We start from the raw sequence: 8,363 nt of genomic DNA, 5'->3' as shown, positions 1-8,363 counted from the left end.
TTTGTTCGATTAAAGACCACCATGCTGTTGGTTTAAAAACAATTCTTCACAATTTATTTTATAAAGAAACTTTTTATGAAGTGTACAACTTTACTTTTTCTTTTTTTGAGTATTGTAACATTTGCTCAAGTTAATTTAAATCCATCAATAACTACAAATTCCGAAAGTAATTTCCTTTGTAATCAAAAAGAAATTATTTTATCTGTAAGTATTAAAAATAGTGAATATACTTATCGTTGGTACCGAGATGATATTGCAATTGCTACTTTCAACACTCCATTCTACACGGTAAATCAAGGAGGAAAATACTATGTAAAAATTACAGGTAAAGATTTTGAACAAAAATCTGATGAGATTTTTATCAATGATTGTGATGCACAGTTGCCAAAAAACGCTGTCATTGAAGAGCTAAAAGAGCCGAGCTTTGAGTCGAAACAAAAAGAATTGTTGGCTAACTTTAATTCTGCATCGAAAAACTATACAATTAAATTAGCACAAGGTTTACCTCAACTTGTATCCACAAATCCAATTATTTGCGGAGCAAATACCAGCACAACACTATCCGTTACGAATACAGACCCCAGCTACACTTATACTTGGCTTTATTCTACTTCATCGTCTGGAAATTTTTCAACAATTTTGAATGAAACTAACTCGATATATACTACATCTACAGTTGGGTATTATAAAGTCTTTATTAGCGACGGTAGTGGAAATATTACAATAGGACCTTTGTATGTAAGTAATACTCCCTATGGTATTATTAGTGATTCTTTTAATAATCCGTTTGGTACGATTAATACAACAGTCGGGCAGCCAGTTCAACTCAAATTTACGCTTTTTGGAACAGGGCCATGGACAGTGAATTATTATGACGGAAGCTCAGCAAAATCTGTACTTGCAGCAACTTCTCCTTTCTACTTGACTGTTTCGCCAACACAAAACCGGTCATATTATATTTCATATTTATCAAATAATACTTGTTCGACTGGCTTCAATGGCAATAGTGGTTTGGTAAAAGTAGTGGTTGATGCCACTACATCCATAAATCTTACTACACCTTCTACTACATCTGTTTGTCCCGGTGGAACTATTGAAATACCTTATACAACAGTTGGTACTTGGACAGATGAAAGAAAAATTTATCTCGAATTAATTAATTCAAGTGGTACATCTACTTATAGTTCATATGGATATTATTCGTCAAATTCAATGCTTTTTCCTATACCAACTGGTATTTCGTCAGGAAATTATAAAATTAGAGCTTCTGTGAGTTTACCATCTATTACCTTTCCAGTAGTAAGTTCATATACAATAAATGTTTCGGGTGGGGTATGCAATCCAACAGCTTTTATTACAATGGGTTCTTCTAATGTTGGTTGTTCAAGTGTATCGCTTTCGGCCTATCCATCATCAAGTGATTATACATTTCAATGGCTTTTGAATGGAAGTCCAATTAGTGGAGCTACAAACTATTATTATGGTGCAACGCAAACGGGTAGTTATTCGGTTGTAGTTTCAAAGTCAAGTACTGGATATAGCTCTACATCAGCAGCACAATCAGTAATTGTTAATTCTTTGCAAGCAAAAATTACATCAAATAATCCTTCGCTTTGTGGTTCAAATATAGCAGCTACGCTAAATGCTTCGCCAACAGGTGTAGGTTTTACATATCAGTGGTATAAACAATCATCATCAGGAAGCCTTGAGTCTATTGATGGAGCAACTCAAGCAACTTATACAACTAATGTTACAGGACAATATTATGTAAATGTCAATAATGGAAATTGTAGTAATACGTCAAATAGTTACTATGTCGGAACAGTCCCGATTGCTATAATGACGGATATGAATGATGAGAAGTACAGTAATGTAAATACTGCGGTTGGACAAGCAGCACAATTAAAAATAAGTTTGTATGGAGGCAGCTCGTGGACTTTTTCTTATAATGATGGTAGTAACACAAAAGTTGTAGCAACAAACACAAGTCCCTATATTTTGACATTAACCCCAGAACAAAATAGACGTTATAGTATTTTTAATGTAACAAGTAATTGTTCAAATAATAATGGTTACACTACTGGTTATAATAATATAATCGTCGACCCCGCAACCGCAATCAGTCTGACTACTCCCGGTACGACCACAGCTTGTGCTGGTGGATCAATTTCAATACCTTATAATACAATAGGTACTTGGACAAGTGAAAGAAATATAGCTTTGGAACTATTAGATGCAAATGGAAATTTTATAAGTACCTATTCTTATGTGTCTGGTTTTGCAACTAATCCTATGATATTTCCTATTCCAGAAACTTTGCCTATCGGTGCATATAAAATTAGAGCATATAGTACATTACCTTTCATAGCGAACAGTACTTCCTCTACATATTCTATTAATGTAAATAGTACGGGATGTAGCAGTTCAGCTATTTTCACCGTCAGTTACACTAATGTTTCTTGTACATCTGTTAATCTGACTGCTTACCCGTATTCATCATCGAATGCTTACAGTTATCAGTGGTATATAAATGGGAATCTTATACCTAATCAAACAGGGCGTAATTTTACTGCTACCCAAACAGGTAATTATTCTGTGAGAGTTTCAAGAGCAAGTTCAAACTATGACCAGACAACTTCTCAGCAAACTATAACAATAACAGGTTTTACTGCATCGATTACATCGCCAAACAGTGTTATTTGTGGAACAAATACGACAGCCACATTGAATGCAAGTTCTGGTGGAGTCGGTGCTACTTATCAATGGTTTTATTCAGCTTCAATAAACTCAAATATACCAATCAATGGAGCTACGGGACAGACACATACTGCTACTTCAGTTGGCTACTATAGAGTTTTGGTTAGGCAGAGTAGTTCTGGGTGCGAAAGCTTAAGCTCGCCATTTTATGTCGGTAATACTCCTTATGGGGTTTTGAGTGACCAAAATGATAATTTGAATGCTACAGTCAACATTTCGTCAGGGCAAACCGCTAACCTCAAAATGACTTTGCATGGGCAAGCTCCGTGGGTTGTAAAATATTATGATGGTAGTCAGACAAGAGTCGTTAATGTTACTTCAAGTCCATATATTTTACAAGTAACACCTAATCAAAATAAGATGTACTATATATCAAGTGTTAGTAATTCTTGTGGTGATGGCTATGGAAATGGCAGTGTACTTGTAAATGTTGATAATTCAACCTCAATTTTACTTAATACCCCAAGTAATACAAATATTTGTACTGGAGGTTCTATCGAAATACCATACACTACAGTAGGGACTTGGACAAACGAAAGGAGTATAAATATTGAACTAATAGATGCTAATGGAAACTATGTTTCAGGAAGTGGAATGACGATGGCATTTACAAACCCTATTAGATATTTTATTCCTTCATCTTTAACACTCAATGGTACATATAAAGTTAGAGTACGTCCAATTTTGCCATATATGAGCAATTATACCACAAGTACTTATACATTAACAGTAACAAATACAGGATGTCTGCCTGCTGCTGTTATTTATCTTGGAACATCCAATAATACCAATTCTAATTCAAATAATATATGTGGTAATGCACCTTTATTTGCTTCACCAAGTGGAAGTGGAAATCTATATAGTTGGTATAGAGATGGTAATTTGGTTTATACTTCAACTGGTTCGTCAAGTTATTTTGCCTCAACAAGTGGTAATTATAGTGTCATTATATCTAACTCATCAACAGGGTATAATTCCACATCGTTAAATTATCCTATTACAATAAATATGGAGTCAGCTAATTTTTCTGGTAATCCAGTATTGTGTGATGGTGGGTCTGCAATAACACTAACTGGTGATCAGACTTCGGGAAATTATGAGTGGTTTTATTCACCTTCTGGTGTTGGTTTCACTAAAGTAGTTGGTCAAAGTTCATCTACTCTAACCACTTCTAACCCTGGGATATACTATTTTGCGGTTAATAATGGAGGCTGTCAGGCTATCTCAAGTACTTATCGTACTTGCCCTATACTATTAAACTACTCCTCAGCTACCGTTTGTCAGCAAAGTGGCTTGTCGATTACTTTTAGCTCCTATTTATATTTAACAACAAAATATACTTTACAATTGATAGATGCTAATACAAATGTTATTGTGAATGATAATTTAGCCACCGTAATGGGCTCGACATCAACGTCAACTTATACGCTATATTTTAATTTACCAAGTACAGTAGGAGCAGGTGCTTATAGATTACGAGTAGTGTCTAATATGCCCAACTACACATCAACAAGTGTAGGTATACTTACCGTAAACACATCTACTTCATCCACTGCCCCTACACTTGGAATCAGTCCAAATGTAATTACATCAATTCCTCAAAATGTTGTTCTTACAGCTTCGGGGTGTAGTGGTACGGTTTTTTGGTCAAACAATGTTCAGGGAAGCACTCAAGTAGTGAGTGTACAAGAGACAACAACGTTTACAGCATATTGTAATGTGAATAATTGTAATAGTACATTGTCGAATATAACAGTAACACTTCAGTGCGACCCACTCGAACCAAATAATACTTACATGACACCAACGATAATTACTAATAATACTTATCAGAGTGTTGATGTGTGTTTAGACAGCGGAAATGATAAAGATTATTTTGCCTGGGTTAATAATGGTAAAGTGTACTACATTTTAGTCCGTCCTTACAGTAGCTCCAGTACAGGTAATTATAAGCTATCAGTATCGATGAATAATGGTGTATTGACAATGGAAACCAAAGCGATCACGGGTGGGTCAAATTTGGATACCTATATAATATTATATGATTCTGATGGTATTAGCGAATTGGGTTATAATGATGATTCTGGCGATGGTAATTTTTCATTATTGAATTATATATTACCAACAAATCCTTGTCCTTCGAGTTTAGAATTATACTCATCATTATTTGATGTTTTGAGTGGGCAAATTACAGTACCAAAAGCAGTACAAATTACAGCTTCCAATAAATTAAATAATAATTCAGTTACCAATTATAGAGCAGAAAAAGCTATTATGTTAAACCCTGGTTTTGAAACAAAATATTCATCGACAGGTACTTTTAAAGCGGAAATAAAAGGTTGTAGTGATAATTAATTCTAAGTCAGCATATTTATTTGAAAAGACCCTATATAAAGCTATATAGGGTCTTTTTTATCTATGACCTTTGTATTTAGGTCTAATTATTATTTGAAATATTCGAGTGATGCTTATAAAGAGGGCTAATTAAATGAAGCTCGTAAGCTTATTTCAAAGTAAAACTATTCAGAAAAGGCTCAATAAAAGGCTGATAAGCAGAATATTTTGAGGTTTCAGTCGAGAACGTAACGATATAAACTTTGCTTGATTTTACGTAGTAGTATTGTCGCCATGTTTGTTTGTGCGTGTCTTTTTCACCTGAGTAAGTAACTCTAACGACATTTGATTTTAACTTCTTTTTCTCAATTACTTTAAAGTTTTTGACAACTTTTGGCAAATAACCAATCGAATAGGTGGCGTATTGGTCAGCAGTATAGCTTGCTGAGGGCAAAGGATTGAAAGTGAGATTAATACTTTCTGTATAACCATCAGGCCAAGAAAGTGTATCGGCAGGCGAAAGAATAGAACATTCATTAACAGCACAACCTGCCTTTAATCGCCATGAGCTCGGATAATCGATTTTGTAAGGTTTAAAATCCAAAACTTTTATGCTATCTGTTACAGATGAAGCATTGGCCGTAAACCCGAGAAAAATTAAGAATGTAAAGAAAAGGTTTTTCATGTTTTTGAAATTTATTAGAGGAAGACTTCGCTCGAAGCGAAGTCTTCCTTACATTAAAACGGATACCCAATGGCAAAATGAAACACAGGATAATATTCATTACTTCGCTTGAGTTTCAGATTATCCAATACAAATCTTTCGCCTGTTGGTTTTATGGGGTCAAAAACCTTTACACCCCAGTCGAAACGACCAACAAAATAATCTAAATCAAGTCGAATACCTGCACCAGTTCCAACCGCAATTTCTTTATAGAATCTTGTCCAATCAAAGTTTGCTTGGTCAATTTTTGAGTCAATCTGATACCATTTCCAAACATTTCCTGCATCAATAAAAAATCCAGCATTCCAATTGCCAATAAATCTGAACATATATTTACGGTATTCAATACTCGTTTCGAGTAAAATATCGCCCGGTTGCTGCGAAAAACGATTTTTTATTGTTGTTCCCAAAGCCGAACCAGGCCCGAGTGTACGTGGACGCCACGCACGAATACTATTTGGCCCACCAATAAAGAAATTTTTCTCGAAAGGCATAGCTTGGTTTTGCCCGTAAGGATGAGCAACTCCCAAGTTTAGTCGATACGCCCACGAATCACGCTTATTGATTGGAATGTATTTTCTAAAATCTACATTCAACTTCACAAATCTAAAATAGGCACGTTTAATGGTATCGAGCGGAAAAATTTGGTCAATAAATTTAATCTGATTCTTATCGGGGAAAAAGTTTAGCGTTGTACCGCCCGATTCAACGAAAAATCTAATGTATTTAGCTTTAATATTTTTGCCTTGTACTTGATTATTAAACACATAAGTGCCATTGATACTCGACACAAACTGAGGGTCATAGAGTACTTTTAGGTTGGGGTTGTCTAACAAAACTTGCTCAAAACTCGCACTTTTGAATGGTGTATTTATCAAATTAATATCAAACGGTGAAATCACGATAGTTTCGTATTTCGAGCGTTGCCATGAATAGTTGCCAGTCAGGCGAAAAACCTGTCTTTCAAATAATCTTTGTTTTGAATTATTAAAACTTACAGCCAGTTGTGTTCGTGGATTTTTTAAACTTAAAAGGTTTGATATTTTGTTAGAAAAAATAATTTTAGGAATATTTAAAGCCAAATTTGCTCCCAGTTCACGGCTACGTTGAGTAGTAGAATCTAAGCCTGGTTGTCCTTCGAGATTGGCACGAAATCCGAGTTCGGTAGTTTCTAAAATACTTAATAAATTTCTGGCACGAAGCGAAACACTCGCACCACCACCCAAAATATTATTAATGTTATTGACATCAAAATTATAAGCCGTTGTGTATTTAGGGTTTGTAGGTGCAATAATGTCGGCTCTTAGTTGATTATCAGGTAATTGTGTGAATTTTACATTAGCAAAAGCAAACTGGTCGAGGCCATAAAGTTGTCGGTTGGTTTCATTAACGAGCGATGCCTTGAAAAGCTGATTTGGTCGAATAAGAATTTTCTTATCCAAGATTTTTGTAGGAAATTTCTTGCCAATAAATGTATAACGAATGCTATTAAGTTCAATATTGGTCGTATCAATATTTAGATTGTTTTCTGTCGAAGCATCAGCAGAAATAAAATTGATGGATTCAAGCGTAAACTGTTCGTGTTGTTCTTTTTGATTTGGATTTCTAATTGTTACCGTTAGGTTTACTCTGTAATCTCGTCTGATGTAATCGGTCGTGTCAATTTCGACTCCGATATAACTTTTAGCAATGAAATTAAAATAACCATTTTCTTTTAAAAGTGCTTCGATTCGTAACTTTTCAGCATCAATATTATTGAAATCGACTCGGTCGAGTCTTAGGAGTAATTTTTCCTTAACTTTACTTTTCAGTAAGGAGTCAACCTTTCTATCAGTCATTTCATACCTAATTGTATCAATCAAATAAGCTCTTTTTTCATCAATTAAATAACTGATTTTGATACGCTTGTTTGTATTTGCCGAGTCGATTTGGTATTTCACTATGCTATCAAAAAAACCTTTATTATATAAGTATTTATTGATAGTACCGCTTGTGCGTTTGATGGCACTCTCGGTAATGATTGCGGGAGCTTCGCCTATATTTTTCATCCACCAGTTTTCTTTGGTGTCGAGGCGGTCTTGATAAACGTTTACTTTTGATAGATATTTTTTTCGTTTTTTCTCAATTTTAGCATCATACAACACAGGATTTGGCAGGTTATCCAAACGGTTTTGCCATTTTTCTAAGCGTTCTGTGATTTTTGCCGAGTTATAGAAAGTTTTGCCCAAATTATAAAAACTAACATAAGGTGTAACGGGTAAGTATAAAATACGTCGATTAGGTTTTTGTGTGGGTGGAATCAGTAATTCGAGTTCTTCGGTTGAGATTTCTTTATTACCTTTGAATTCAAAACTATTTAGGCGGTATTCGTCACGTTCGAGCTGCACTTTTCGAGTACACGAACTCACAACAAAAACCATCAAGCAAGCACACGAAATCTTGTAAAAGCGTTTTTTATTGAGAAAAATATGTAATACCAGTCTAAAAATTGATACTATCTTTAGAATCATAATTGATTGATTATCAGTTTTTTCTATCAGGGAAATCC

The 8,363-nt window shown here is 34.7% G+C and carries 3 protein-coding genes; 1 reads left to right on the top strand and 2 read right to left on the bottom strand.

Annotation, left to right across the window (positions count from 1 at the left end):
- Nucleotides 1-75 precede the first annotated feature (75 nt).
- Nucleotides 76-5,112 carry a 3-coathanger stack domain-containing protein gene (locus tag ABR854_RS22495; protein WP_350268103.1) on the top strand — a complete coding sequence of 1,679 codons (5,037 nt, stop codon included), beginning with the start codon at nt 76-78 and terminating at the stop codon, nt 5,110-5,112.
- A 148-nt stretch (nt 5,113-5,260) separates the two neighbouring features.
- Here ABR854_RS22495 and ABR854_RS22490 read toward each other — a convergent pair whose 3' ends face one another.
- Nucleotides 5,261-5,776, bottom strand: coding sequence for a hypothetical protein (locus ABR854_RS22490; RefSeq protein ID WP_350268102.1), 516 nt, complete (start codon nt 5,774-5,776; stop codon nt 5,261-5,263).
- Nucleotides 5,777-5,829: 53 nt separating this feature from the next.
- On the bottom strand, nt 5,830-8,325 hold the full coding sequence (tamL, locus tag ABR854_RS22485) for a translocation and assembly module lipoprotein TamL (protein WP_350268101.1): 2,496 nt from the start codon (nt 8,323-8,325) through the stop codon (nt 5,830-5,832).
- Between the last annotated feature and the right edge of the window lie 38 nt (nt 8,326-8,363).

This window comes from Emticicia sp. W12TSBA100-4 (assembly GCF_040253585.1).
Taxonomy (GTDB): domain Bacteria; phylum Bacteroidota; class Bacteroidia; order Cytophagales; family Spirosomataceae; genus Emticicia.
This window is presented reverse-complemented; position numbering and strand designations above follow the sequence as displayed.

Excerpts from the sequence above, each read along its gene's own strand:
- ABR854_RS22490 (WP_350268102.1), bottom strand. The coding sequence starts at position 5,776 with ATGAAAAACCTTTTCTTTACATTCTTAATTTTTCTCGGGTTTACGGCC.
- tamL (WP_350268101.1), bottom strand. The coding sequence starts at position 8,325 with ATGATTCTAAAGATAGTATCAATTTTTAGACTGGTATTACATATTTTT.
- ABR854_RS22495 (WP_350268103.1), top strand. The coding sequence starts at position 76 with ATGAAGTGTACAACTTTACTTTTTCTTTTTTTGAGTATTGTAACATTT.